The 26,283-nt window shown below is 41.5% G+C and carries 25 protein-coding genes; 15 read left to right on the forward strand and 10 right to left on the reverse strand.

Translation table 11 applies throughout. The features are described from left to right. Window positions 1–129: 129 nt before the first annotated feature. Window positions 130–831, reverse strand: coding sequence for a UMP kinase (pyrH, locus tag M886_RS05515; protein ID WP_048050833.1), 702 nt, complete (start codon window positions 829–831; stop codon window positions 130–132). Between the two features lie 300 nt (window positions 832–1,131). Between pyrH and M886_RS05520 the strand changes: the two genes are divergently transcribed. The 6 genes from M886_RS05520 (at window position 1,132) to larC (M886_RS05545) (ending at window position 8,168) form a co-directional block, all read left to right on the forward strand. Then, on the forward strand, window positions 1,132–2,922 hold the full coding sequence (locus M886_RS05520; protein ID WP_011033557.1) for a hypothetical protein: 1,791 nt from the start codon (window positions 1,132–1,134) through the stop codon (window positions 2,920–2,922). Between the two features lie 155 nt (window positions 2,923–3,077). After that, window positions 3,078–3,659: a nickel insertion protein gene (gene larC / locus M886_RS05525; protein WP_226987745.1), complete on the forward strand. Its 582-nt coding sequence runs from the start codon at window positions 3,078–3,080 to the stop codon at window positions 3,657–3,659. Window positions 3,660–3,962: 303 nt separating this feature from the next. Further along, window positions 3,963–4,505 carry a TetR/AcrR family transcriptional regulator gene (locus M886_RS05530; protein WP_230633301.1) on the forward strand — a complete coding sequence of 181 codons (543 nt, stop codon included), beginning with the start codon at window positions 3,963–3,965 and terminating at the stop codon, window positions 4,503–4,505. 76 nt (window positions 4,506–4,581) lie between these two features. Then, window positions 4,582–5,778 carry an aldo/keto reductase gene (locus M886_RS05535; protein ID WP_011033560.1) on the forward strand — a complete coding sequence of 399 codons (1,197 nt, stop codon included), beginning with the start codon at window positions 4,582–4,584 and terminating at the stop codon, window positions 5,776–5,778. A gap of 326 nt (window positions 5,779–6,104) precedes the next feature. Beyond that, window positions 6,105–6,917: a nickel pincer cofactor biosynthesis protein LarB gene (gene larB, locus M886_RS05540; RefSeq protein WP_011033561.1), complete on the forward strand. Its 813-nt coding sequence runs from the start codon at window positions 6,105–6,107 to the stop codon at window positions 6,915–6,917. Window positions 6,918–6,977: 60 nt separating this feature from the next. Next, on the forward strand, window positions 6,978–8,168 hold the full coding sequence (larC, locus tag M886_RS05545; RefSeq protein WP_048050834.1) for a nickel pincer cofactor biosynthesis protein LarC: 1,191 nt from the start codon (window positions 6,978–6,980) through the stop codon (window positions 8,166–8,168). Between the two features lie 214 nt (window positions 8,169–8,382). Here larC (M886_RS05545) and asd read toward each other — a convergent pair whose 3' ends face one another. After that, on the reverse strand, window positions 8,383–9,411 hold the full coding sequence (gene asd / locus M886_RS05550; RefSeq protein WP_011033563.1) for an aspartate-semialdehyde dehydrogenase: 1,029 nt from the start codon (window positions 9,409–9,411) through the stop codon (window positions 8,383–8,385). A 96-nt stretch (window positions 9,412–9,507) separates the two neighbouring features. Further along, entirely contained in the window at window positions 9,508–9,690 is a 183-nt protein-coding gene (locus tag M886_RS05555; RefSeq protein ID WP_015411957.1) for an indolepyruvate ferredoxin oxidoreductase subunit alpha, read from the reverse strand. Between the two features lie 355 nt (window positions 9,691–10,045). Between M886_RS05555 and M886_RS05560 the strand changes: the two genes are divergently transcribed. Then, window positions 10,046–10,237 (forward strand): hypothetical protein, encoded by a 192-nt coding sequence (locus tag M886_RS05560; RefSeq protein ID WP_048041182.1) that lies wholly within the window; start codon window positions 10,046–10,048, stop codon window positions 10,235–10,237. A 489-nt stretch (window positions 10,238–10,726) separates the two neighbouring features. Here the strand turns inward: M886_RS05560 and M886_RS05565 are convergent, their stop codons facing one another. The 4 genes from M886_RS05565 to M886_RS05580 all read right to left on the reverse strand — a co-directional run bounded on the left by M886_RS05565 (window position 10,727) and on the right by M886_RS05580 (window position 14,265). Continuing rightward, window positions 10,727–11,035, reverse strand: coding sequence for a hypothetical protein (locus tag M886_RS05565; protein ID WP_011033565.1), 309 nt, complete (start codon window positions 11,033–11,035; stop codon window positions 10,727–10,729). Between the two features lie 140 nt (window positions 11,036–11,175). After that, entirely contained in the window at window positions 11,176–12,243 is a 1,068-nt protein-coding gene (locus M886_RS05570; protein ID WP_048041181.1) for a CobW family GTP-binding protein, read from the reverse strand. A gap of 257 nt (window positions 12,244–12,500) precedes the next feature. After that, window positions 12,501–12,806 carry a hypothetical protein gene (locus M886_RS05575; RefSeq protein WP_011033567.1) on the reverse strand — a complete coding sequence of 102 codons (306 nt, stop codon included), beginning with the start codon at window positions 12,804–12,806 and terminating at the stop codon, window positions 12,501–12,503. Between the two features lie 1,000 nt (window positions 12,807–13,806). Continuing rightward, window positions 13,807–14,265, reverse strand: coding sequence for a hypothetical protein (locus tag M886_RS05580; RefSeq protein ID WP_048041180.1), 459 nt, complete (start codon window positions 14,263–14,265; stop codon window positions 13,807–13,809). A 299-nt stretch (window positions 14,266–14,564) separates the two neighbouring features. Between M886_RS05580 and M886_RS05585 the strand changes: the two genes are divergently transcribed. Next, window positions 14,565–15,560, forward strand: coding sequence for a radical SAM protein (locus M886_RS05585; protein WP_048041179.1), 996 nt, complete (start codon window positions 14,565–14,567; stop codon window positions 15,558–15,560). 1,058 nt (window positions 15,561–16,618) lie between these two features. Here M886_RS05585 and M886_RS05590 read toward each other — a convergent pair. Beyond that, window positions 16,619–17,422 carry a 2-amino-3,7-dideoxy-D-threo-hept-6-ulosonate synthase gene (locus M886_RS05590; RefSeq protein WP_048041178.1) on the reverse strand — a complete coding sequence of 268 codons (804 nt, stop codon included), beginning with the start codon at window positions 17,420–17,422 and terminating at the stop codon, window positions 16,619–16,621. 235 nt (window positions 17,423–17,657) lie between these two features. After that, window positions 17,658–18,173 carry a deoxyuridine 5'-triphosphate nucleotidohydrolase gene (locus M886_RS05595; protein ID WP_011033571.1) on the reverse strand — a complete coding sequence of 172 codons (516 nt, stop codon included), beginning with the start codon at window positions 18,171–18,173 and terminating at the stop codon, window positions 17,658–17,660. Window positions 18,174–18,670: 497 nt separating this feature from the next. Here M886_RS05595 and M886_RS05605 point away from each other — a divergent pair, with 497 nt between their 5' ends. Next, a complete protein-coding gene (locus tag M886_RS05605) occupies window positions 18,671–20,785 on the forward strand; it encodes a DUF2341 domain-containing protein (RefSeq protein ID WP_048051649.1) in 2,115 nt (704 codons plus the stop codon). A gap of 43 nt (window positions 20,786–20,828) precedes the next feature. On the opposite strand, the gene M886_RS18600 is transcribed toward M886_RS05605, so the two are convergent. Next, window positions 20,829–21,008: a hypothetical protein gene (locus tag M886_RS18600; RefSeq protein WP_054869790.1), complete on the reverse strand. Its 180-nt coding sequence runs from the start codon at window positions 21,006–21,008 to the stop codon at window positions 20,829–20,831. 483 nt (window positions 21,009–21,491) lie between these two features. Between M886_RS18600 and M886_RS05615 the strand changes: the two genes are divergently transcribed. The 6 genes from M886_RS05615 to M886_RS05640 all read left to right on the forward strand — a co-directional run bounded on the left by M886_RS05615 (window position 21,492) and on the right by M886_RS05640 (window position 26,278). Next, window positions 21,492–22,223 carry a hypothetical protein gene (locus tag M886_RS05615; protein WP_048050835.1) on the forward strand — a complete coding sequence of 244 codons (732 nt, stop codon included), beginning with the start codon at window positions 21,492–21,494 and terminating at the stop codon, window positions 22,221–22,223. Between the two features lie 214 nt (window positions 22,224–22,437). Continuing rightward, the gene (locus M886_RS05620; RefSeq protein ID WP_048051650.1) at window positions 22,438–23,043 is read left to right on the forward strand and encodes a flavodoxin family protein; all 606 of its coding nucleotides are present in this window, start codon (window positions 22,438–22,440) and stop codon (window positions 23,041–23,043) included. 137 nt (window positions 23,044–23,180) lie between these two features. Continuing rightward, window positions 23,181–23,747 (forward strand): flavodoxin family protein, encoded by a 567-nt coding sequence (locus tag M886_RS05625; RefSeq protein WP_048050836.1) that lies wholly within the window; start codon window positions 23,181–23,183, stop codon window positions 23,745–23,747. Between the two features lie 455 nt (window positions 23,748–24,202). Then, window positions 24,203–25,414: an ABC transporter permease gene (locus M886_RS05630; RefSeq protein WP_048050837.1), complete on the forward strand. Its 1,212-nt coding sequence runs from the start codon at window positions 24,203–24,205 to the stop codon at window positions 25,412–25,414. A gap of 165 nt (window positions 25,415–25,579) precedes the next feature. Continuing rightward, the gene (gene msrB / locus M886_RS05635; RefSeq protein WP_048050838.1) at window positions 25,580–26,002 is read left to right on the forward strand and encodes a peptide-methionine (R)-S-oxide reductase MsrB; all 423 of its coding nucleotides are present in this window, start codon (window positions 25,580–25,582) and stop codon (window positions 26,000–26,002) included. Window positions 26,003–26,089: 87 nt separating this feature from the next. Next, window positions 26,090–26,278: a hypothetical protein gene (locus M886_RS05640; protein ID WP_048050839.1), complete on the forward strand. Its 189-nt coding sequence runs from the start codon at window positions 26,090–26,092 to the stop codon at window positions 26,276–26,278. Window positions 26,279–26,283 lie beyond the last annotated feature (5 nt).

The raw sequence follows: 26,283 nt of genomic DNA on the forward strand, positions 1-26,283 counted from the left end.
ATCAGCCCAATCAGGATCTCTGCAATATGGATGTATGTCGGAACCTCTATGTTTAAGTTTTTGATTTTTTTCTTTTCCGGTTTTAATATGCCAGAAAAGAACTGTTTTTACTTCTATTGTTTCGATTTTTTATTTTTTTGCTGTAATCCAGGTTCCGCAGGAGACCGGGGATTTTTTGGCAGCCTCTCCGCATATGACTTCTACAAGAAGATCAGGGTTTCTGGCGTCCATTACAAGAGCGTCGAGCTTGCAGCGCTCTATAATCTTTGCAGCTACAGGGTCAACAGGGGATTTTGAGCCTGCTTTCATCTCGATAGCCATAACAATGTTTATGAGTTTTTCAGGGGAGATTTTCTCGTATTTGACTGCACAGGGGTCGCAGTTAGGGTCTGAGGAATAAACCCCGTCAATTGACGTTGCAATTGTCAGCAGGTCTGCCCTCAGGTATTCTGCGAGGATTGAAGCAACTGCATCAGTTGTCTGGCCGGGGGTGACTCCTCCCATTACCACAACTTTTCCTGAAGTCATGGCTTTTGAGGCTTCAGGGTAGTTTGAAGGGATTTCAGGATAAGCATCGGGTCCGAGAGCTGAAATAAGCAGCCTTGCGTTCAGGCGAGTGATTTCTATGCCTATGTAGTCGCAGGTTACTTCATCTGCCCCCATAGCCCGTGCAGCACCTATATAGTCCCTTGCTGCTTCTCCTCCTCCAGTTACTACAAGCAGTGTATGTTTTTTGGATATGTCGCGCAGAGCATTTGCATATTTTAAAAAACGATCCGGATCAAGGTTTTTTGCGAGAATTGAACCGCCTAATGAGAGTACTATGAGCATGATGATCTCTACACATTAACAATGCGGATTTTTAAATTTATCGCTGGTATTTTTTATTCAGAGTTTTTACACTTCTCTATTTTGCAGGCTGCTGCATGGATCAAGAAGGCTTTTTTCTTTTTAATTTTTCTGTATTAATAATAACGCTAAACTCCATTTAACTTGACTTGTAACTTTTCGATTTGACTTTTTCTTTTTTTAATATAGTCACAGTGTTAATGAATAACTATTTACATGACGAATTTTAAACTATTGAGAAAAAATCATCTCGAATTATTTTTTTAAAGGAGGCAAATTTTTTTGAATAACGAAGTTTATGCTGCAGTAATGGCTTCAATTTCAGGTATCCAGAATCTTACAAATGACAGGATTGAAGCTCTTACCAAAGGTCATGGAATGACAAACATCGGCGCGATGTGTGCTGCAAATGCTATTGCTACAGAGCTTTTCCGGGGTGCCAATATCACGCTTACAGATGAAGACAGCGGCAGCCTGGAAATTGATCATGTACTCAAAAAAGGCATTGAAGCCGCAGAAGAAGCCGGAGCAAGCCCGGCAAACGCAGCCCTTTTTGCAGCTACAATCTGCTACTTTGCAGGTTCAAATGCCCAGGCCGGAGTCCCTGCAGGGAACCGGAAAATAGGAGCTCTTGCTCGCATGATCGCAGGAGCCGACAGGACAGGGGTTATAGCCATTCCCACTCCAAAGTCAAATAACAAGGTCTCAGGCTTTGCAGCCGTACAGGCTATTTACAGTGCCATGGCAGAAGGCAAACTCACAAAAATTGACGGGCGGAAACTTCCTCTTGGGGTTGCAGGCGGCCCCCTTTATGGGCACAACACCCTTGGTGAAGACATAGGATTTCCGGAAGTATCCATGAACGCTGCAAAGATAGGGACAGAAGCTATGATGCAGGCTTACTGGGGAGCAGGCATTTCCGCAAGTCCTATTATTTCTGCAGTACTCGGAGCTGCAGCAGCTCTTGAAATCGTGCACCCTGATGCTTTTGTTGGTGAGGAGTACGGCGGCTTTTTTGATGTGAACAGTGCCTATCTTGCAGGAAAAGCTGCCTGTCAGGCTGCAGGCATTCCGGAAAAACTCCATATGCGCGGTACAGACGAAGAGTACGATTCTTTCAGGCTCGTAGGAGACCTTGGAGTTATCCTGAAAGATATAGGTGCTCCCACTGTAGTGGGGATGATGTCTTTTGGCGAGATGCTGTGCGCATTTAAGGAATCGGTTGAAATCGGAGCCGGATTTTCCGGAGGACCTATAATGCCTCCTCTCGGACATATGACTGCGGACACAATAATTACCCTCAGGTCCCTGATAAAGTTTGAAGGCGATATTGAGCAGGCTGCAGATGTCATTGCAGAGGTGAAAAAGAATGAATGGCTTGACCCGGAAATTGCCGCGGTTGCCCTTAATACAATTGCCCGAAAAACCGAACAGGTCAGGAGAGGCCCCATTACGCGTACCATGATACTTGGGACTGACGGGGTCCGCTCAGCTGCTATCGTCAGAAGGGCAAAAAAGGCATATGAGGATATAAAATCCGGAAAGTCCGTTGAGGATGTCGTGAAAGAACTCGACTTGGAAAGGAAGAAAACTGTCGAAACAAGGGCTGCTGCGATGCTTGGAGCCATGACAGGACACGAAGTCAGGATTGAGATTACGAAAATGGTTGGAGGTGCCCGCCGTAGCCATCCCTTTACTACTTCATATTACGGGTTTGATACAGATGCCGATGTTAAACTGACTGTAGACGGCAGGACTTTTGAACTTCTGGGGCTTGGGCAGAATGTGATCCCTGATGCTATTTTCAACGATCGAAAGGAGCTTCTGGAAATTATCCCCCTGGCAGCCATACCGGTCTGTGAACTCCAGCTTTCTGGGCACTCGATTATTAACATTACGGTGCCTGCAGCCGTTGCAGCTGCGATGAAAGTTGCCGATCCAAAAGAAGCTGCAAAACTTGCGGAAAAAGGAGGAAAGTCCTGTTCAGCTGCAATTCCGGGAGCCCGGGAAAAAGCAACGGATGTTGCAAAACTGGCTGTCAGGATAATGAAATCCATGGAATGCATTGAGTAAATCCCGATGAATACACACCAATCCAAAAAATCCACCAAACCACAAAAACGGCCTGAATTCCGGGCAAAGGTAAAAGGGTCCGACTTACAGGTTTAACCTTTTTACCTTTGCCTTATTTTTTTCTGTAAAACGCCGGAGGTCTACTTTTGCTTTTGATGACAAATGTTGACAATATCACATGTGAGCAGGTCCCCTATCTGATTGAAGAATTGATGAAGCTCGGAGCTAAAAATGTACATGTAGTGCCAGCCATTACTAAAAAGGGAAGACCTGAGCACATCTTCCTGATTGACAGTGAGGAAGAAACTCTTGATTCCCTTGCAGAGTTCATGGCACTGGAGACCGGTGCTCTTGGTGTCAGGGTTCTAACTACAGAGCATTATCCATTCGATTATGAAATAAAAAAGCTTTTTATATCTTTTCTTGATGGGTCTGAAACGCCGTTATGGGAAGGGAACATAAGCCTGAAAATTGTTAAAGGGAAAAACCAGAAGCCGCTTTCTGCTAGGGTGGAGTACGAAGAACTTAAGGAACTGTCAGGCAGGGTAAAAGAAGCTGGCCTGAAGCTTTCCATGTACGAAATTAAGGAATTGATTGAAGAAAGAGCTCTGAAAGGCATAAAGGACTTTACTATCAATTTCAACGGCTGCGGTTCGGAACCGGACAGCGAGTCTCTGTTCCCTGTTTCAAAAAAACTGTGCTGTAAAGATGAGACGAAAATCTGTTTCGGCAATTGAATCTCGCTTTTACTTTTTTAGGTTTAAGGCGTCTTTTTTCAAAGATCTTTATTATCCTGAAATTTTTTTCCGTGAAAGGTATTTTTACCGTGAAGATATTTTTACTGTAAAGATATTTCTACTGTAATGATATTTTTTATTGAGTGTCATTCTCTCATAGTTTTCAAATATATAAAGAACAAAATTAAGAGTAAGTTCCATTAATTATTTATATTGTGATATAACTCAGTTCTATAACTGACTAATCAGTCAATTTAGAGATAGTATATGAAAGAACATGTCAAAGACAAAAAAACAGCAATTATGGGAGCTGCCCTGAAGCTCTTCACTGAAAGAGGCTTCCACGGTACGTCCACTGCTCAAATTTCAAAAAACGCAGGTGTAGCCACAGGCACCCTTTTCAATTACTTTCCCACAAAGGAAGATCTTATAAACAGCCTTTATTTTGAGGTTAAAGGAAACTTGGGCCACTCTATGGGGGTAGGTCTCGAAGCTGAGACTACCTTTCAGGATAAATTAAAAAGAATATGGTCAAATTTAGTCAATTGGGGTGTAAACAATCAGGAAGAATTCCTTTTTGTTGGACAATTCTGCTCTTCTCCTTACATAACAAAATTTACGCGTGATGAAGTGATGAAAGAATATGTCTTCCTCCATAATTTTGTGGATGAAGGGATAAAAACGGGAGAGGTTAGAGATTTTCCTGCGGAGCTGGTTATTGCAATGTTTTATCAGGGCAGCAGGGAGGTAGTAAACCTTATTCTTGATTCAGATTCTTCACTGGATAAAAACAAAATCATAGCAGATGGATTCCAGATTCTCTGGAGAGGTCTGGCTAAAGTGTAATTTTTTTCATTTCATGTGTGAGTGATCAGTCAATCAAAAACGGGCAAAACAATTTAAAAATTCAGGAGAACTAAAAATGCTTTACAGAAAAATGCCCAAGAACGGAGATGAACTTTCTATACTTGGATTCGGGTGCATGCGCCTTCCGATGAAAGAAGACGGTAGTATAGATGAAGACAGAGCCACCAGGCAGGTACGTTATGCAATCGACCACGGAGTAAACTATGTCGATACGGCCTGGCCCTATCATATGGAACAGAGCGAGCCTTTCCTGGGCCGTGCTCTTGCTGACGGATATCGAGAAAAGGTTAAACTTGCCACAAAGCTTCCTTCCTGGCTTATAAAGAGCCGGGAGGATATGGATAAGTTTCTGGATGCTCAGCTGAAGAAACTTAATATTGACCACATCGACTATTACCTCATCCACGCTCTCGTTGGTGACCTGTGGGATTATATTGAAAAACTGGGTATAGCCGATTTTCTTGACAAAGCTAGAGCTGACGGCCGTATAATTAACGCAGGTTTTTCCTTCCACGGCTCGGGAGATGAGTTCAAAAGGATAGTGGATGCCTATGACTGGGACTTTTGTCAGATCCAGTACAACTTCCTGGATGAAAAGAACCAGGCAGGCACTGAAGGTCTGGAATATGCAGCTTCAAAAGGCCTTGGAGTAATCATTATGGAACCCCTCCGTGGAGGGTACCTTGCAAACCCTGTCCCTCCTGCTGTCCAGGAGATCTGGGATGAAGCTTCTACAAAAAGGACCGCTGCAGAATGGGCTCTTCTCTGGGTATGGAACCACCCAGAGGTCACGGTTGTTCTCTCCGGGATGAATGAAGAAACACATATTGAAGAGAATCTCGCAGTAGCAGACAAAGCATACCCGAATTCTCTTACTGAAGCTGAAATACAGCTCGTAAAGAAAGTAGAGCGGAAATATCGTGAACTTATGAAAGCAGGATGTACAGGGTGCAGATATTGTATGCCCTGTCCGGAAGGGGTGAATATTCCATTATGTTTCGAAACGTACAATACTCTATATATGTCCGGCAATGCAGACGAGACTAAGTTCATGTATGCTGCAAGGTTGGGCGGGGTACTATCCGGTGGAGAGCCTGAATTTGCATCCCTGTGCGTACAATGTGGAGAATGTCTTGAGAAATGCCCCCAGCACCTTGATATCCCAACGATTCTTGAATCCGTTGTAGAAGAGCTTGAAGGGTCCGACCTGGAGGAGAGAGTTGCCATAGCAAAACAGATATTCAAGAAGTAGACTTAAAGTAGAAGCAATCCGAAGTGCTGAAAAGAGAAAATGAAGGTATTGTTTAAGCTGACTTTTATCAAACAATTAAACAATATCCCCATTTTTCCGCTGCTTATACCCAGATTCAGTTAATTACACTCATACACTCATTCAGTTTTAGAATGTTTAATTTTATCTCAAATTACAAAGCAATAACCCAGATAATTATAAAAATAATCTAGACGAGTATAGCACGAAACTCTAAAAAGCCTCCAAACCAATAATTATTGCCTGATAATTTGATATTTAAGCTGTTTATTGTTAGAGCATTCAATTCTTCTGATTAAGGGTGGCGCATGGATCTTAATGATATATTGAAGGCTGTTAAAGAAGGGAAAATCGACCTCGAAACTGCGGAACAGCATGTCCGGAGTCTGGGTTTTGTCAGTTATTCTAACATAGCTAAAGTGGATACTCACAGGAAAACAAGGACCGGTGTAATAGAGGCGATTCTTGCTGACTGCAAGGAGCCTGAGGATGTTGTCGAGATTGCCAGGGTTATGGTAGAAAAAAGTAAAAGAGCCCTGGTTACCCGCGCGTCTACATCACATGTGGAAGCCTTAATGAAAGCTTTTGGTGATGATAAACTCGAATGGAACAGTCGGGCACGTACGGTGGTTGTTCACGACGGGACTCCTGCTCCACGCACAGGAGGAGTTGTTGGAGTCATATCCGCAGGTACGGCAGACATCCCTGCTGCAGAAGAGGCAAGGACTATTGCTTCCGAAATGGGCTGCGAAACCATTGCTGTATATGATGTAGGCGTTGCCGGGATCCACAGGCTGATCCCTGAACTCCAGAAGCTCAAGCTCCGGAACCCCGGCGCGATTGTTGTTGCAGCCGGAAGAGAAGGAACACTTCCGACCATAGTCTCAGGGCTTGTTGATGTACCGGTAATAGGGCTTCCGGTATCCACAGGTTACGGGGCAGGCGGCGGTGGAAAAGCGGCTCTTCTGTCAATGCTTCAGTCCTGCTCGACCCTTGCAGTGGTAAATATCGATGCTGGATTCGTTGCAGGGGCTTATGCGGCAAGGATTGCCAATATGATTGCTGCTGCCGGAGAAGGGAAAATAACTGAAGAAACGGAACAGGAAGAAACCGGAGAGTAATAATATCTTGAAAACGACGAACGAGGACGAGTTCAAAAGTAAAATTCAGGGAGGAAATTTATGAAATCACTGGTCTTTAACCCTTTTTCAGGTGCAGCCGGAGATATGATTCTGGGATGTGCCCTCGACCTCGGGGCTGACAGGGGGGATGTAAAGGAATTAATCGAATCCTCGGCACCGGTATCCGTGAATATCAGGGAGGTTGTGAAAAAAGGGATCAAAGCCCTGGATGTACGCATAAATGTGCCTGAAAAAGAGCACTTCCGGACATACCCTGAAATTGTGGATCTTGTAAAGGCGTCAAAACTGCCTCCAAAAGTAGAGGCAAGTGCCCTTGACATTTTTTTGAAAATGGCAGAAGCAGAGGCTGCGGTTCATGGGCAGCCTGACATTGAAAAGCTTCATTTCCACGAGGTGGGGCAGAGCGATGCCCTTGCCGATGTTATAGGCTCTTCTGCGGCCATTCATTCCCTTAACTGTGATTCGGTTTACTGCACCCCTATCAATGTGGGCAGTGGAACAATAGAATGTGCGCACGGGACCCTACCTGTGCCGGCTCCTGCTACCCTTGAGATTCTCAGGAGAGGAAAGCTCTATTTCAGGGGAGGGAATGTGAATAGGGAATTGCTTACTCCAACAGGGGCTGCAATTCTTGCGCATTTTGCAAAGCCTGTTGAAAATTTCCCTCAGGGCAGGGCAGTTGCCATGGGATACGGCGCAGGGGATGCCGAGCTCCAGGGGCCCAATGTGCTCCAGGGAGTGCTGATCGAGCCTGATTCTCATCTGGTTCCTGATATAATCGAAGTCCTTGAGACCAATGCTGACGATGTGAGTGGAGAAGTCTTGGGCAACCTCTTTGATGAACTGCTTTCAATGGGAGCCAGGGATGTTGCGATTTTGCCCGCAACCATGAAAAAAGGCAGGCCTGCCCATATTATCAAGGTTATTGCAAAGCCCGAAGACAGCGCAAAACTTGCCCGGAAAATAATAGTTGAAACAGGGTCTCTTGGAGTAAGAGTCATGCCGGCCAGGCACAGGTTAACAGCTTCCCGAAATATTGAAAGGATAAAAATTGATCTTGAAGGTCAGGAATTTGAAACTGCGGTCAAAATCGCCAGGGACTCGGAAGGGGTTCTTCTCAATATCTCTGCGGAATTTGAAGACTGCAAAAAAATTGCAAAAACCAGCGGAGTTCCTGTAAGAGAGGTTATGCGCAGGGCAGAAGAGGCTGCAAGGAAGCTGTTTTCCTGAATACTGCCGGAAACCGGGAAATTTGGAAAATTACTCCGGGAGAAATAAAAATCAATCTCTGACTTTATAAAAATAAATTTAAAACAGAGACTTTTGAAGAAAAGTAAAAGTCCCGGTTTTCGGGCTTTTTACTTCTTATTCTTATTCTTCACTATTTCTTTCGATTTATGCGATTATAATTTGCTTTTTATCGCTCTTTAAAAGTTTTATCAACTCAGAGCTTGCCCATCGAATGAAGAAGCTCGGCATTCAGGACACTCGCGCCCGCAGCTCCGCGGATCGTGTTGTGCCCCATTGCGATGTATCGGATACCTTCTCTGATCCTCCCCACTGAGACACTCATGCCTTTTCCCATGTTGCGGTCAAGGCGCGGCTGAGGTCTATCTACTTCGTCCCGCACTATGAGAGCTTTTTTCGGCTCTGAGGGGAGTTCTCCAAGTTTTGGGTCGAATTTCAGGAAGGCTTCCCTTACTTCTTCAGGCGTGGGGTTTTCTCTCATGCCTGCCCAGATGGCTTCCGTGTGCCCGTCAACTACAGGCACCCTGTGGCAGGAAGCGCTGACCTTCATATCTGCAGGCACGATTTCTGAGCCGTTGAATTCTCCCAGGAGCTTTAAGGTTTCAGTTTCCATCTTTTTTTCTTCGCTTCCTATATAGGGGATTACATTGTCATAGATTGCCATGGCTGCAACTCCGGAGAAACCTGCTCCGGAAATCGCCTGCATTGTGGCGACCTGTACGGTTTCGAGCCCAAACTGCATCAGGGGCTTCAGGGTAACTGTCATGACAATTGTGGAGCAGTTAGGGTTAGTGATAATGTATCCGTCCCAGCCCCTTGTATCCTGCTGGACTTCAAGGAGCCCCAGGTGTTCGGGGTTTACTTCAGGGATTACAAGAGGGATGTCTTTTTCCATCCTGTAGGAAGATGCATTGCTTGCAACTGCAAACCCGGCTTTTGCAAACTCGGATTCCACTGTAAGGGCAAGGTCTGCAGGAAGAGCTGAAAAGACCACATCTGCATCAACTGTTTTTGGGTCTACAGGAACAACCTCTATGTTTTCGACACTTTCCGGCATGGCTGTGTCAAGCCTCCAGCCTGCCGCTTCTCTATACGTTTTGCCGGCGCTCCTTTCGGATGCTGCAAGGGCTGTGATCTCAAACCATGGATGGTTTGCAAGTGCTTCTACAAATCTCTGCCCTACAGCGCCAGTGGCGCCTAAAATACCCGCTTTAACTGCTGCCATCTAAAAAGCTACCTCCGGAGAGATAAGAAATGATTTGATAAAAGAGAAAAAGAAAAGAATGGAATAAAAAGTTATTCCATCTCAATCTCTGTTTTTTTATTCCGTTACTTTAATTGCCTGGTTCGGGCATGCTTCTTCACATGCACCGCACTCTACACATTCATCCTGGTCAACAACTGCAATTCCCTTTTCTTCATCGAGGGTGATTGCTTCAGAGGGACATTCGTCGACACAGGTTCCGCATCCAGAACATTCATCTGCGTTTACTAATGCTGGCATATTTTTTCACTCCTTTTTGTTTGCTCGATATGTACCAGGAAATTATATCGGGGCGTTTTTGAAACTTCCATAGAATATCGAAAAAATGATCATAACGCCATTATTCAGATAACCATAAAAACTTATCGCTTTTTAGCAAAAAGCAATTTTTCAAGAATCGTAAAGAGCTAAGGCTTACGCTTCCAAAATTTTGTTTTGTATTTGTGTAGATGTATAAGAAAGGCTCTGTTTTTAGTAAATGTTAATGTTTGATTCCGTTATGGCATTATGCTATAATTAATGCACTGAACAGGCAGGGGCAAAGGTTTGCCTTATGCCAGGCATAACTAATAAAGTTAAATGAAAAGAAGTAATCATGGAAAGAAAATGTACAAATTGTAATGTAGAAATGAAAAACGCTTCATTAAGTTCAAATGGTGGCTATGCTTTAGTAGAAGAAATAAAGAAAGGCTTTAATCGTAAAGTTTATGGCGTAAACACCTATGTTTGTCCAAAATGCGGGCATATCGAATTAGTTGCAGATAAACCAGAAATATTTGATAAATAACCCTGGTTTATAGGAAGAAGCGTAAAACCTCGAAGTCTTTAGCTTCGTGAGATCTAAGCGTCAACTTCCAAACTGTTATCCGTTATAGATTCTGTAAGTTATTAAGTATCTTCAAAACGTTTTTAATATTAGATTTTGCTGTCACCACAACCTCACAGTTCCTAAGAACGTTGCCGAATTTCAAAGCGAAAACCAAGCGAGGTAACGTTTGAACATCGGGGAGTTGGATAACAGGGCAAGAATCATCCTGAAGGGATCGGGATTAAGCCGTGGAAAGACGGTAGCTATAAGCATCTCAAGTACAACCTCACGCTCATATCTATTTCACCTTCGGAACGAGGGGCTAGAGCCTGCACGACTTGCCTCCAATGGGAGAAAGGATGACTCAGGAAGCCACTCAGTCTTTAGCTGGGTGGTAGTTCACTTGTTTCATTATTATCAACATTCGTTTAAACAAAAACATAAGAAATAATATGGGAAAATATGCTTTCAGCATACGGAATCGTGCAATGAGATTCCCATCTCCGTCAGACGGTAAATCTCATCATCAAGCTTGAGGAGCCCTTCTTTAAGCAGAAAATCCATGTGAAACTTAAAGAAGAAATCTGTCAGACCTGACTCTTCCTTTAGCTGTTTTTCAGTTTTCCCGAATACCCCAACTGTCCTAAGTAATTTCCTTCTTTCCGGGTTTATGGAAACTTTTTCCATCATAATATGTTCCATTTTGACAGCTTCGCCTTCTGTAATTTCTCCTCTGGAAGCAAAATATGTATCAATTTCGTCAATTTCATCGTGCATAATTGAGACTCCTCTCCTTTTTCAGTATCAGCTTCTCTAACTCCGCTTTTTTTCAGTATATCAGTTTCTCTAACCTTTTGTTTCCTTCACTGATTAAAACTTTACTTCTACTGGTATTCGTCTTTCCTTTTCGGGCTTTTTTATTCCACTCTAACTTCTTTTTTTGTGATCTCGCTTATCTTCGTAAGCGTGCCGTGCTGCTGTTCCTTTTTCTCAAACGAGATACCTGATTCCCTTAATTTCTCTTCAAGAGAGCTTTCTACTATTTCTATAAGCCTGACTTTCGGGACCTTTGTAATTGCGGAGAGCAGCCTGAGTTCAAGATTTTCATTTTTGCGGGGAATAAACTCCACCTGCGGGGCTTCTCCGGAAGAAGTAACGCTGCCCTTAATTATGGAGTCAGGGAGTTTCATGGAAAGTTTTACATGCCCTATAAAATCAGGGTTAATTTCCTTAACTCTGTCCCTTATCGACTGAAGGCTCCCTTCTATAAACTGCCTGCCTTCCTCAGGATTCTGCACGCCGGATTTAAGAGTATAGAGAACCGAATGGGCCGAGACTTCAGAAATCTCAATGGAGTTTTTCTTTTCCTGAGAAGGTTTCTCAATCCCTGGCAATGCAAGATGGATTAACAGATCTTCAAATTGTTCGTCTCCAAGCTTTGCTGAAAACTTCAGGACTCTGGCTTCAGGGTTCAGTTCCGCAAGCATCTTTTCTGTTGCCCTGACGATTTCTGCAGGAGCGATGTCCATTTTATTTATGCCCAGGATTTCAGCTTCCTTTACCTGGGTCTCGATAAACTTTGGAATTTCTTTTGCCTCGGTGCCGAAACGACCCGGGTCCACAAGGGTCACAACAGGGGAAAAGGATAACTCGGAAAGCCCCATTACCTCGATTTCTTCCCTTATCTGCCCGGGAAAAGCAATTCCTGTTGGCTCGATAATTACAATATCAGGCCTGAACTCCTCTTCAAGGGTCTGAAGTGTATACTGCATACTTATTTTCAATGTACAGCAAATGCAGCCGCTTGTCAGTTCCCGAGTCGTGATTCCGGGGCTATTAAGCGTATCTCCATCAAGCCCTATTTCTCCTATTTCGTTTACGATAATCGCTGTCCGTTTTCCGGCATCACTGAGCTGCCTGCTAATTCTCTGAATTGCAGTTGTTTTCCCGCTTCCGAGAAAACCTCCTATGATCATGACTTTCATGTTTTTCCTGTCCTCATTGCCTGAAAATAGATTGTGTCTGGCTGACAAATACAATATATTTGCTTATATATATAAAATTGGTAAGCCCTTCCTCCGCGGAGATATCTCATAAACGATTAATATAGAGGCTTTTTCCTTTTATTGCGCACGAATTTGATATGCTTGAGAAGAGATGTGTCTGAAGAAAATAAATTCTGGTTTGCGGATAAGTTTTTCAAAATGAAAGGGGTTCCGGTAAACCATGCCGGAAGAAATTTTCAAAGCTTTGGAAGCACTTTAAGTCCGAGTTCCGTTAGCCTGTAAATACCTTTTTCGTCCTTAAAAAGAAAATCACTATTTATCAGAATTTCTATATGGAACCTTAAAGCAGCCTCATCAAGACCGGTTTCTTTAAGAAGTTCTTCTTTCTTTTTTCCCAGAAAACAAACCGTCCTCATTATGTCTCTCCTGGTCTGGTTGGATGCTGCATTATAAGTTTTCTCACATTTTTCCTGCAGTATTTCTTTCTCGGTTTTTACCTGGGAATCCAGAAAAAGGTCAATTTCGTCTTTCTCTTCCATCATTCGCGATCTCCTGTTCTGTAAAACTATCTTTTGAAAATCAGAATGGTTAATATATAATTATTTTGATTTTGTTTAAGGAGTTTTATTTTTCTGTATGCAGGAAAGAAGAGGTTGAGTGGGCAGGAAGAACTGCAAAATTAAAGTAAGCGTCATTTTAAAACAGGTTGTTAACCCGGGGCTATCAATTAAAAAAGGTTGTTAATAAGAGGCTATCAATAAAAGGTGCCAATTAAAAAAAGTTGTTAACTCGAAGCTGTCAATAGGACTGACAATTAATATTATTAATTGGAGATTGTTAATTCAATATTGCAAATCCTGAAAAAGTGTGTGAAGACTTCTCCGGTAAAAGAGCGCCTTTCTGTAAACATTTTTAAAAATTGGTTTGCGTTCCCATCCAAAAACCTGGAAGTTCCGAACGGCATTAAGAGATGCTTTTGTTTTATCTGGGAAGAGATATTGAGGTACTGAACTCACGGGTTGCGAGTTTAACTAGTTTCTTTATTTCTTTTATCCCTTTCTTGTGTGGAGTAGATCTTGTGCTATTTGTGGGGTGTTGAAGGGATGAGAACGCAAGCTATACTACGTATTCTTTGTATATAACACTTTTGTAATTTTATGTAACACATAATGTTATTTGATTTGTATGTCATTAATACATCATTGTAATCCTTATCCATTTGACTCATATTATCGGATTCATATAACGCTTAAGAATAATACTCTGAAAATCCTGTAATAACAAAAACATCTGCCCTACTCAAACAAAATTCTTATTAAATTTTAAAATAACGGGTATGAATATAATTGCTTGTGAGAAGAGAAATTCAACTCAATTCTTCCTAAACTATGAAGATGATATCTTAAAAACGAATCACTAAAAAAGAATCACTAAAAATATAATAAATCAAAAAATTTAATTAAATAAAAAGTGCTGGTAATCTAGCACAATTTTCAGTTCTTTATCGCAATCTCTATATTTTATTGTTTTTTCTTTATCGTTTTATTGTCCCTGTGAATACTCCATTACATTGCCTTCTTCATCAACTATTTTCATTTTGCCGTCTTTCATGCTCATTTCGGAAACTACCTCTCCTGATTTATCATAAGCAGTCCAGAAATAAGTTTCCCCGTTTTCTGACCACATATATTCGATTTTGGAGAAATCTTCATCGTCGATGTTTGTCTCATAAACTGCTTTACACATAGGAATTCCGTCAACGGTTTCCATTCCTGTGATTTTCATTTCAACTTCTTCACCTGTCTGGGGGTTTGTTGATTTCCAGGAAGATCCCACAGCACACCAGTTACTGGAATCTCCGGTAGATTCCATCTCAACTTTTACTTCTTCATCCTCATCAGGAGACTCTTCTTCGCTGTCTTCGGCTGACTCTTCAGGCACATTCATATCTTCTTCGGTGTTTTCACTGCACCCCGAAGAAGCGGCAAAAATGGCACACATTAGTATTATAAGTACTGAAAACCACTTCTTTAAAATAACACCTATTCCTCCTTGATTTCTTTTAAAAATTTAAGTGATTTTCTTTTTATTTATATGTGCTTATTCTCTATTTTGTGAGAAAAAAAAGCTTTTTTTCTATTCTTCAATATTAAATTAATGTATAATGAAAAAATGCTCTTTATTTCATTTGTTGCTTCTTGCTGATAAAATTATATTTTCAGAAGAATTTATATACTATCTCGTGAAGATCAAAAAAGACTGGAACTAAGGGAAAAAAATCTCTTCCTGAGGGACATTTTATGCAATGCACACAAATTACACCTGAATTAAAAGCTTTTCTTATCTCAACAGGCTCCGTTTCCGTGGACCCTTCACTTATTGCCAGGGACCGGGGCTCTACTGCAGGCCCGGGAGCAGGCACAAGCTCAGTATTTTTCAGGGCGGGAGATAAACGGGTCAGGCTCAGTGTGAATAAAAATTCTCCCCTTTCCATTAAAGCGGCAGGGGATGATGGAACAGTCACGATTCTGTACGAAGGAAAAGAACTTGTCAGGGGAAAACTTGAACCTGCCCCTGCACACTGTCCGGATCAGGCTTTTATAACTCTCTGCGAGAGGTGCATCTTTGACTGCAAATACTGCCCTGTGCCCAAACTCCAGGGACATGTCAAAACTGATGAAGAAGTCCTGGGCATAGTGGATGACGTCATGAAGGCGGGAAGTCTAAAAGCCATCTCCCTTACTTCAGGCGTTGAAACCTCAATTGAAGATGAAGTGGAACGTGTGCTCAAACTTATGCCCGCCCTCAAAAAATACAATGTCCCCATAGGGGTTTCAGTATATCCTACAGAGGTGTGTTCCCGGAAATTCTATGATTCCGGGGTTGCCGAGGTTAAATACAATGTTGAAACCATGGACAGAGAGATCTTCCAGAAGGTCTGTGGGGACCTTTCTCTTGATTACATCCTGGGTCGGCTTAAAGAAGCTGTGGAAGTTTTCGGAAAAAACAGGGTCTTCAGCAATTTTATTATAGGGCTTGGGGAAAGTGATGACTCTGTAAGGGAAGGAGTCGAAACTCTTGCAAAGATAGGCGTAATTCCTGTCCTGCGCCCGGTAAATCCGCATCCCCTCAGGTCAGGAGACTGTTTTACAGAACGTCCTTCTCCTGAACGCCTTTTGAGACTTGCGAAAATGGAAGCTGAAATCCTGAAGAAGTACGGGCTTGATCCCTCACTTGCAATGACGATGTGCCTTAAATGCACGGGCTGTGATCTTGTGCCCTTCGTGGATTTCTGATTCAGGCAAGTTCTGTATAAAAAATGTATGTCCGGTTTGGAGAACAGTCTTTTTTGAGTTCCATTGTCTGACTTTTAATTTTCAATTTTTCGCTTATTCTTTTACTTTTATAATTTCAAAAATTATTTTTAATTTTTTCTATTTTATTGTTTTCTTCTGAGAGAAACCCCTTTATTTCCACTGGAATCTTTCGTAAATTTATTTTTTTCAATATTCCTAGTTATTCCTTATCTATAACTTTTCGTTTTTCACTATGTATTTTTTCAGTTGTTTTCCGGATTTTCTTTTCTTCAAACAGGGTTTTCCCTTTCTTTTCTCATTACTTTTCGCCAGCAGAAGCCTTTCTTCGCAGTCTTATTCTTAAAGAGTCTTCTGATTTTCTCAAATCACTCTTCCTGTCAGGTCTTTATTCATGTTATTTTATCCCGAGTCTCACTTATTTTTTCACTGATTTCCTTATTTTAACTTCTTTAATAATATCTGTTTCATACCTGCTTTCCGATAGAATCCAAAAAAGCCCCGGATTTCCACTGGAATCTACATGTAAATTCAATATTCTTTAAATGGCATATACAGAAATATAGTTTGGATCTGACAATCTTCCAATACAGATCCCGGGTCTTTTTAGAAAGGAATTCTCATTGTCAGGAAACCGGCATCTAATTATTTTTATTAAAGTCAGTTAGATGATATTCTGTATATTCTCAGTAGCTATCAAGTTTAAAGGAACAGAAAAAAGAGAGGTTGGCGAAAATTGCCGGAGGGTTAGGAATGGCCGAGAGAATACGGAATTTTAAATTAAAATTTTTATTCTGTTATTTTTAATTTTTCTGAAATTTAATTGTAATCATAAAGTGAAATCTTTAATTATGTTCTTTGTGTATTAAAAAGAACAATTCTTCTAAACTGTAACCTCTTCTCTATTTCCACTCGAATGGTTAACAGGAAATTTTCTGAGATGTAAATTTCCCGTTCCTGAGATTCACTATATGAATCTTAATCAAGTCTCAAACTTTAAGAATTAGTTGATTCCCTGGTTGCTTTAATTTTTTCATTTTTCAGGCATTTTTACCCATTTTTATTATTTCTTCCGCAGTCATGCCTTCATGGACTATTTTTGAAATTCTGCGTACAAGACCTGTCGGGTCTTCTGCCTGGAATACGTTTCTTCCTATGGCAACACCACGCCCGCCCGCTTCAAGAGATCCCTCAATCATTTCCAGAAGTTCCTTTTCCGAGCCCATTTTAGGACCTCCTGCAATAATTACAGGTACAGGGCATCCGTTGACAACTTCTTTGAAAGTTTCCGGGTTTCCCGTGTAGTTTGTTTTGACGATATCTGCTCCAAGCTCAGCGCCTATCCGTGCTGCATGCTTTACCACATCAACATCGTATTCGGAACGGACCTTTTTCCCTCGCGGATACATCATTGCAAGGAGAGGAATACCCCATTCGTCGCACTTTCCAGCTACATAGCCAAGACCCTGCAGCATCTCAAACTCGTCTTCAGCTCCTATATTTATATGAACGGAAACCGCATCTGCTCCCACTTTTATGGCTTCTTCAACGGTTGTTACAAGAACTTTATGGTTCGGGTCAAGAGCAAGTGAGGTTGAAGCTGAAAGGTGGATTATCAGGCCTACATCGTGACCATAGCCCCTGTGCCCGTGCTTTGCAAGCCCCATGTGTCCTAAAACAGCATTTGCTCCCCCTTCTGCAACCCTGTTTACAGCCTCCTGAAGGTTTGTGAGTCCTGATATGGGCCCTGCACCAACTCCATGGTCCATGGGTATGATAATGGCATTACCTGTATTCCTGTTGAAAATACGCTCCATCCTTACGGATTTTCCTATAGTACTCATAGGCTGTGATATACAAATCAGGTAATATATACTTTATCTATATATTTTCGAAAGATTCCCGCTCAGGACCTCAAAATACTGTTATTTTACTGTATGCTTTTTCATAATTTCAATCATTTTACTGCGTATTTTTTCATAATTTTAGTCATTTTACTGCATGTTTCTCATAATTTTAGTCATTCTACCTCAAATTCTTTTACAATTTTAGTTATTTTATTCCATATTTTTTATAAATTCAGTTTGTATTTTCGTTCTGGTAAACTCCAGAATAGCCTTCCTCTACTTCGGTATTAAGTGTATAGAAAAGGAGCTGCATTATCCTGGCGTTTTTCTTCAACTTAAAGCCTGCAGGGTTATAAACTACAAGCATGGATTCGCTTCGTCCCCTGTAACCTGCATCCCATACTGCAGTTTCAAGAGTTGCCCCGCACCGAATAAGACTTGATCTTGGTTTTGCGATTGCAGCAAGGTTCATTGGAATATTGACGATTTCGTTAAATATAACTTTATAAATCCCCTCCGGAAGGTGGATCCATCCGTCTTTTCCAAATTCCAGGGGCTTTGCGTCCGGAACTTTTCTTTCGGAATTGTCAAAATCAACAGCTCCCGCACCTTCTATTGTTTTTATCTCTTTCAGGGTGAGCTCAAGCCCATTTGGCTGTATCTGGGTTTCGGTGTCTACTGCGTTTTCAAGTAAAGGGGGATTTGCTTTTATTAATTTTCTCAGTTCATTGCTGGATAAAAGAGCCATGAAAAACTGTAATTGTGTGTATTCTTTATTACCATTTCGGGCTTTTCAAACTTTATTCTTTTCTTATATTTGTTTCTCTTTTTGTTTTATTTTCTTCTTATCTCCTTTTTCCCTTCTTTTCCTCCCTTTCCCTTCTTTTTCTCTTCTTCTCCTCTCTTCCCTTCTTTTTCTCTTTTTCTCCTCTCTTCCCTTCTTTTTCTCTTTTTCTCCTCTCTTCCCTTCTTTTTCTCTTCTTCTCCTCTCTTCCCTTCTTTTTCTCTTTTTCTCCTCTCTTCTTTTCTTTTTCTCTTCTTTTCTTTTCTTCTTCTCTTTATTTTTCTAAATTTTTATATAACTTATTATTATTATTTTCAATATTATTCTGTGTAAGTATTTATGAAAAGGTTTATTGTTTGTGGGTTAATACCTCTAGGTAAAATAGATGATATCATTTATATTCCTTAGAACGTCCTGATGACATTTTTTGTTTATTAAAGGGTTAAAAGAGGATGCTAAAAATGAAAAAGAGATTGATCACATGTGGGATTATTTTTATTTTCTTCTTTGTTTTGATAACAGGCATTTCCCTGGCTGGTTCGAATGATCTTTTTGGCCTATCCACAGTAAATAATACGGAAGGTTATTCCCAGAAGATCATAATTACTGAAAATTCCGGAAAAGATCTAACAAGTTATCAGGTTCCTATTTTCCTGAATTCTTCTAACTTCAATTTCTCACAGGCAAAACCGGATGGTTCTGACCTGCGTTTTTCTTCCAGAGGAAAATCACTTAATTACTGGATCGAATCCTGGGACCCGGAAGCCGAAAAAGCTCTTGTCTGGGTTAAAATACCTTCTCTACCTGCGAATAGAGATACAGCACTCCTTCTGGAATGCGGAGATCCTGACGCTGAGGCAGTGAGTAATGGAGGCAGGACCTTTGAATTCTTTGATGGCTTTGAGGGGGAAAAGCTCAAAGGTCTTGTATGGGACTCCAAAAAATCAGGCGGAGGATTTATTGAAGTCAGTAACGGCACATGTAAAGTAACAGTTCCCAAGCCTCACGCTTATGATACTTCTCTTATCTATTCCAAAAAAAGCTTTGATATTAATTCCATGTTTGTCGTCAAAAGAATGAAAGTTACCACAGGAAAAGATGAAAGGGGCCCTCTCCTGAAACAGGGTTTCATAGACCAGATAAGCAGCAGAAAAAATGAAATCACGCATAAGACCGAATTTGCCGGTGAAAGTCGGGTGGGCTGGGAGACAGCTTACAGAAAAGAAAGGTACAATTCCTTTGACAAAACTGACGTCCGTGTCCCTGAAGGGCAGTGGTACACCTCGGGAGTTGCCTGGTACGAAGAAAACGACACGCGCAGTGTAGCCTGGTATAATAACGGAATCCGCGATTCAAAGATGGATTATTCTTCCAGTGATTACATTACAAACTTCCCTATGCGCGTTTATCTTTATGCAGAATCTTATTCCGATGCCTCGAAGAACACAGGCTATATGGCTGTGGACTACGCTTTTGTCCGCAAATTTGTTGAATCCGAGCCAGCTGTCAGTTTCGCCTCAGGTCAGATAGAGACTGAAAGCTCTGCCAAAGATAATACTTCTGAAACTGATAATGTTTACGAATCCGAAAACACATCTTCGGAATCAAGCATTACTCCTGAAAATGAAACTGTTTTACCTGAGGTTTCAGATACTGACGAAGCCCCGGAAAAAGCAGTAAAGGTTCAGGAAAGCCGGAGCGGAAATAATACTGAAACCCGGGAAACTCGTTTCCCGAAATACAATGTTAATGTTTCAGGAATCAAACTTTCTTCCCCATACAGTGTTGATTTCCCCGCACTTGTAAAGGAACTTGAAGCTTCGGGAATTGATACTATTTTCCTGAGTATGAACGGTCCTGATGTCTGGCAGTATGAGCGTTTTGTAAAAATGGCTCATGAGGAAGGAATATCTGTGCACGCAGTTCTCCTTGAAGAGCTCAACTGTACATCAGAAACAGCTCCGAGCATTTCCCGTGTTTCTCTTAATGCGATTCTTGATTATAATGAGAAGTCACTTGCGCCTTTCGACGGCATCAATATCTGCGTGAAAACTTCTCCTTATTCAGGTTCCGAAAACAGCTGTATGGACTATAAGCCTATTTTTGATCTTGCCCATGAAAAAGCCGGAGAAAACATATCCGTATCAGCAAGCCTGCCACCCGGTCATACTGCATCTGAGGTTGAGACTATTTCTCCTCTGGTAGACTTCTTCATTGTCAGGGCTTACGACCGTGGAAATAAAGACCTTACCTCCATGTCGGATATTGTGGATAATATTGCACCCGATATGGGAGAGGTAAGAGGTGCGAATTCAAAAGGAATAATCGAGATTTCCGTAGAAGAAGGATTTGCAGATAGGCTCGAAATACAGAACCTTTTTGCCAGTTTTGTGAAATATTATGGAGAAGATCCGGCTTTTACAGGGGTTTCGATTTCCAACTATGTTACATATACAGACCTGCCTGTAGATGCTGAATCCGAAGAAAATAAGCTGTCACTGCCTGGGTTCGGAGCTATTTCCGTACTCTTAACAGGGTTAGCAGCTTTTGCTTTTCTTAGAGCTGAGAGGCAATGAACCCAAAACATGAGAGTGAACCAAAACAAATTAGGGCGACGGATCAAAAACCAGCTAGTAACCAAAAACCAGATAGTAAACCAGAATCAGGAAATAGATCTCTGGTAGGGAAATACAGTAAAGTGAAGAAGAATACAAAACGAGGAAAAAGAGTAAAAAAGTTTTCTCTTTTTTCTTTTCTTTCTCTTTTTAGCTTAATTTTTTTTCTCTTTTTATTTTCCATTTTTTCCTTTCATTTTTTACTTCCATTTTTTCCTTTCCTTTTTTTATTTTCTGTTTTCTTCAGTTCTATCGTTATATGTAACGTTACATGTAACTTCATCATTCGATTGATTTATATTTTCCAATTAAATATTGAATCTGAAAACGGGGTTTTAGAGTTAATTTTGCCTGATATAAATACGGGGTTCGCCTGATTATTATTAAATAATTAATATTTTTTAATATATTGCTATATATATTATCTAATAATATTATTACTCGATAATTCTTGCCTTCTTGAATTGCCAGGAAGGAAGTGTTTTCAAATCAGATATTTATGGGTATTGTCAGGAGATAAATCCTGCCTGAAAGTAGAAACCTGCTATGAAAGGTCATTTTTTAAGAGAAACTGTGGTGTCTTCACTGTTTGAACAAAAAGGGGTCAGGCCAGAGTAGTGGTTTCATAAGCTATACATTTAGCTAAGTGAAGTAGGGGGAAATAATTTTGGTTAAGTGCCGAAAGTTCGGATTGCTTATTTTAAGCCTGATTATGCTGTTTATATTTGCAGCTGTAAATGCGACCGCTTTATCTGAAGATAATGATTCTATCGGAGATGCTCCCGATCTGCCTCTCATCCTGCAGGGCGAGATGGATTTAAACGGACAACCTGCTTCAGCAGGCTGTGAAATTACGGCATATTATGAGGGTGAGCTGATTGCAAAAAGTACCGTAGGGGAGGGGGGTAGATACAGCCTGTACCTGAATATGACTCCTGAAAACTACACCAACATAGGGGATGTGGAGCTCTATGTCGATGGAAATAAAGCCAGTTCCGGGATTCCCGTTTCTAATATCGAAAATATTGAAAGTAAAGAACCGGGCTCGATCATTGAAGTTGACATAAACAATTCCGCCTCTTCCAGTGTCAGCGGAACGGAATCAAGAGGAAGCAGCGGTTCAACAGGTGAAGCCAGAGTCGTGAATAAGAACGAGACTGCTGATTCTAAAACCTCTGATAAAGCCGGAGGACGTTCAGAAGCAAGCCTGGCTGGTGAGGATGATGGGGATATTGTTAGCTCAGAAGAGCCTGTTTCTCAGTCAGATGATGCGGAAGACCTTGAAGACGAGGATGCTGAAGGTGCTGAAAACACTGAGGATGCAGGTTACTCGACAGTCTTCACGGCACTGGTCTTTATTGTGGCTCTTTTCAGTGCTATTATGGTCATTAAGAGGTAACCGTCAGGAATGATAGTAAACTGGATATGCAAGCCCGGAAAAGCAGGATTTTTTCCTCTTCCCTTTTCCTATTTATTATTTTTTTAAATATGTGTTCATACATACTGGCTTATTTTTTTAAATAAGAGAAACGTTTTTATCCTGATTCATCGTTTATACTTTTGTGTAAAAATGTTTAGTATCAGATATTTAAAATTTGAATGGGGGTTCTAGCATTAAAGTTCTTGGATTGGTGGGTAGTCCTAAAGTCGATGGCAACACCGCGAAAATGGTTGATGCAATTCTGGAAGGAGCTGCAGAAAATGGAGCAGAAACCGTAATTTATAATCTTGCTTCTCTTGACATCAAAGGGTGTGATGCCTGCCACAGGTGCCAGGAGACTGGCTGCTGTGCTATAGATGATGATATGCAGGAGCTTTACCGGCAAATAGAGGAAGCAGACGCCGTTGTACTCGGCTCTCCTGTATATATGTGGCAGATGACAGCCCAGACAAAGCTCCTTATTGACCGCATGACAGCGTTTTTAAAGCCGAATTTCTCCAGCAGGCTCGACCATAAAAAATTAATTCTGGTTTTTACTCAGGGAATTCCGGACAGGGATGCCTTCAATTCGTATTTCGAATATACAGCAGGTGTACTTTATTATCTGGGATTTGATGTTCTGGAGACAATTGTAGCAGCAGGCACTGATAACCTTGAAGTGGCTTTCAGGCCCAGGTTACTGGAAAAATCCCGGGAACTGGGAAAACTGATCTCGGCTTCAAATCCTGCAAGTCTGAGGTACAGAAGAGCCGAACCGCGCCCTACACCATCTATTTGATTTTTCCATTTCTTCATCTCTTTCTTTTTTATATTAACGGCTGGTAGAAAAAAGATCTTCTGGGGAAACATTTTATACCTCTGTCCTTCCATCTTCTTATTACTCTTTATTTTCCTTTTTCGGAGGAATGCACTCAGATGAAAGTTTTAGGATTGATCGGAAGCCCCAGAAAGGATGGAAACACTGAAAAGCTTGTGAATGCTATTCTTGAAGGTGCCGCCGAAAAAGGTGCTGAGATAAAAATCTACCATCTTGCCGGAATGGATCTGAAACCCTGTAAAGGCTGCATGTCCTGCAAGCTTGAGGGAAAATGCATTATTGATGACGATATGCAGGAGCTCTATAAAGAAATTCTATCCGCGGATGCCATTGTACTCGGTTCTCCTATATATATGTGGGAAATCACAGCCCTTACAAAAACAATTGTTGACCGCCTGATAGCTTTAACCTGCTGGCAGCCCTGCGCAAAGCCTGAATTTCCCAACCTGCTGAAAATAAAGACCAGACTGATCCTTGCTTATACATATGGGAACCCGGACCCCAACAACTTCAACCAGTATTTCAAATATATGGAAGGGCTTTTCAGCTTTTTAGGCTTTGATGTCCAGGGAAGCATCTGGGTTTCGGGTACAATAGGCCCCGATGATATCCTGCACCAGAGTGAAATATTCGAAGAAGCAAGAGCTCTCGGGAAAAAACTCTAAATTTATCGGAAAAAAGACATAACCTGCAACTTTTCCCTGAATTCGACTACCGGAGATAGTTCAGGGACAAATTTCAAGTTTTTTCAGAGTTTTTCAATCAGTTCTGCTTATTGGGCTGCCCGAAGACAGGGTTGTTTGCTCTGGTTATAGCGGGATAATCTGAAGGGGATTTGGGGCAGATTTTAAGAGGCGTATCAGATTTTTTGCTCTTTGTATATCTGGACTTTTTTAATATTTTAAAAATTTTTGGTATAGTATTGGATGTTCAACCTCAGAACCATGTTAGTTCTGATTTTTCAACAACCCGTCTTTTTCCTTTTACTCGTGATTGAATGCTCCTGTATTCAGCAGGATTTATATGCCTGATATCTTCATTTAAAGAAAGTTAAGAAAAATTATTTCTGACTTTTAATGCTTAATTTTTCTTCCCAAAAACTAAAACGGAGCACTCATTCATGATCCCTCTTTTAAGTGCAGGAAAAATAGCTCTTGGAAGCATTACAAATGCAAAGATGCGCTCAACCCTTACAGTACTTGGTATAGTTATAGGAGTTGCGGCTGTAATTGCAAACGTGTCCCTGGGGGCAAGTTTCAACCAGCACTTTACAAATGAAGTAACAAATATAGGTTCGAATTTTATTTATGTTCAGGGGATGCAGCCGAAGCTCTTCTATGACAACCAGCTCCAGATTATTGAAAATACTCCCGGGATTTTGGGAGTTTCACCTCTGAAGTCGCAAACTGCTGAAGTCACTTATATGTCTGAGACCAAAAACATAATGGTAAGCGGAGTAGGGGAGGACTACGATGAGGTTGCAAAAACCCAGCTAAGTGAAGGCTCTTTTATTAATGACAATGACAGGTATGTTGCAATTATAGGGTATAATATTGCAAACGAGAAGTTCGGCAGAAACCTTTCGGTCCGGAGCTCAATAGACATAACTTTCAGGATAGGCGAAAATGATAAGGTCACACAAACCTTCAAGGTCAAAGGAATAATCCAGAACCCTCTAAACACAATGGTTCAGGGTTTCAACGATAATGAGGCAGTTCTTATCCCTATTGCGGTAATGAACGAGATGCTTGGCGAAACTGACTATGGAGGAGCCTTTGCAATGGCTGAGGACCCTGCAACGATTCAGAATACCTCGGATGAGGTGGACAGGCGCCTTGCCAGGAGTTTCGGGATCTCTGAAAGGGATCTTGAGGATAAAGATTCAAGGCCCTACATGACCATAAATCAGGCTGAGATTCTTGAGCAGACCGACATGATGGCAGCAGCCCTCAGCTCTTTCCTGACAGCCGTTGCCCTGATTTCCCTTCTTGTTGGCTCCATAGGAATCATGAACATCATGCTCGTAAGCGTTACTGAGAGGACAAGAGAGATAGGCGTGCTCAAATCTCTCGGCTTTACAGGTTCTGACATCCTTTTCCTTTTCATGATCGAATCAATCCTTCTTGGAGTTTTCGGAGGGATTATAGGAGGCATAGTTGGAATTACAGGCGCATATGGCGTGGAAAGCTTCCTTTCCCTTCCGGTGGTATTTCCCTTAAGCCTGATAGTTGCCGGATTTGTTGTTGCGGTTGCTGTTGGTTTTATCTCCGGAGTCTATCCTGCAAGAAAAGCTGCAAAAATGAAACCCGTGGATTCTTTAAGGTACGAATAAAATGAAATAAATTATTACAGGGCAAAAAAGGAAATGATGTGTGAAAATCCAAATCTTCCTCAGGGCTTTCACTTCCCTGTAAATAAAACTTTCCGGATAGATCTGCCTTGACTTCCGATATAATTAAGTCAAATCAGGTTTACATAACATAAAGGGGGTTTACGATTGGCACAGAACAAAATCGAGAAATCCGAAGAAGACTGGAAGAGTGTTCTAACACCCGAACAATACCATGTTTTGAGGCAGAAAGGCACGGAAAGACCATTTTCTGGCAACCTGTACTACAACAAAGAAAAAGGAATCTATACCTGTGCTGCATGTGGGCAGGAGCTCTTTTCCTCTGATACCAAGTTTGAATCCGGGACTGGCTGGCCGAGTTTCTATGATGTGATTTCCAGCGACAGGGTCCGGCTTCATGAAGATAACAGCTATTTCATGAAAAGGATAGAGGTTGTCTGCTCTCGCTGCGGAAGCCACCTAGGGCATGTATTTGAAGACGGGCCTGAGCCTACTGGGCAACGCTACTGCATCAACTCTGTCTCTCTTGGTTTCACAAAGGAAGAAGATGCAGGGAAAGAAAAAGAATAAAACATGACTTCTCGGGCATAAGAACACCAGAGCCCCATAGTTGCGATCTTCAGGGAATCTGGGTAAGGAAAAGGAGGCCCTGATAATTTGAACCTCACTAAAAAGTATGCCGAAATTGGTGGATTTTTGATTTTTCTGGTTCTCTACCTGGTTTTTTTCAACATATTTTTCCGGTTTGAAGGAACAGGATATCCTTTTTATGCGCCGGGAACTCTTATATTTGCTTTTTTCGGGTACTGGCTCGGTGGATATCTTTATGACAGATATCTCAGATGAGGACT

Source organism: Methanosarcina soligelidi (assembly GCF_000744315.1).
In the GTDB taxonomy this organism is placed as follows: domain Archaea; phylum Halobacteriota; class Methanosarcinia; order Methanosarcinales; family Methanosarcinaceae; genus Methanosarcina; species Methanosarcina mazei.